Below are 1,208 nucleotides of genomic sequence, written 5' to 3'. Positions count from 1 at the left end.
CTTATCCGCAGGCACGACTGGCCTATATGCTTAGCGACACGAACGTCGCTCTGGTACTGGCCCAGCAAAGTGTGCTGAAGCAATTATCTGTATTTGATGGCCAAGTGATATGCCTAGACGATGAAACATTACAGGCCGAACTGATGACTATGCCAGTACAGAGTCTAATAGTCTCGGGATTAACGCCCTCTCATCTAGCTTATGTGATTTATACTTCAGGCTCTACTGGGCAGCCCAAAGGGGTAATGGTAGCGCATGAGTCGGTGACTGCTTTTGCTGTGAATAACCGCTATGTGGCGGTGTCTGAGGTTGAGCATGTTGCCAGCCTATCGTCTTATGCCTTTGACGGTTTTGTGTTTGATTTATTCTTTTCGCTGTTAAATGGTAAGACCGTGAGCCTGCTTGGAAAGAATCATATTTTAGATAGCGGGTCATTTAAATCGGTATTAACGGCCAATGGTATAGATACCTTTTTCACCACAACCGCATTATTTAACCAAATGATCCTCAATGACACCTTAGGGGATACCGGGGTGAAAAACGTCTTGTTTGGTGGTGAAAAGGCGGATCCCGGATTGGTTGAAAAGGCAGTTCAGCGCTATCCGGGCATTGCCTTTACTCATGTGTACGGGCCGACGGAAACCACGGTTTTTGCCTCAGCCCATCATTTTGGCGATGAAGTGGACCCGGCGATCCCGATAGGAAAGCCTTTGCACAACAAGCAATGTTATGTGCTCGATGCTGCCTTGACCCCTGTGCCGGTGGGCGTAGTCGGAGAGCTATATATAGGGGGACTTGGATTAGCCCGAGGTTACCTGAACCGTCCGGCATTGACGGCAGAGAAGTTTGTTATCAATCCTTTTTATGATGAAAAGAACAGCCGCAGCAGTAAACAGCTCTATCGCACAGGGGATTTGGTGCGCTGGCTGGCGAATGGCTCTTTGGTCTTTATAGCGCGAGCGGATCACCAAGTGAAGGTGCGGGGATTTCGGATTGAATTGGGGGAAATTGAGCATGCACTGACAGGGCATAGTGAGATCAAAGAAGCCGTGGTGCTTGCTCGTGAAATCGGTGACAACAATACACAGCTGGTGGCCTACCTGGTGAGTAGTGAAGCAGGGCAGCAGGATGCGGAATTGATTGAGCAAGTACGTGGGCATTTACGCCAGGTATTACCAGATTATATGGTGCCGGCGGCTTTTGTTGTC

General features: G+C 49.0%; 1 protein-coding gene. It reads left to right on the top strand.

The features are described 5' to 3' along the window. On the top strand, positions 1 to 1,208 hold a 1,208-nt coding region (locus A587_RS0123695), incomplete at both ends, for an amino acid adenylation domain-containing protein (RefSeq protein ID WP_017219567.1).

Source organism: Pseudoalteromonas sp. NJ631 (genome assembly GCF_000276645.1).
Lineage (GTDB): Bacteria > Pseudomonadota > Gammaproteobacteria > Enterobacterales > Alteromonadaceae > Pseudoalteromonas > Pseudoalteromonas piscicida.
The sequence above is the reverse complement of the archived record's forward strand: the minus strand, read 5'-3'. Positions and strand labels throughout refer to the sequence as shown.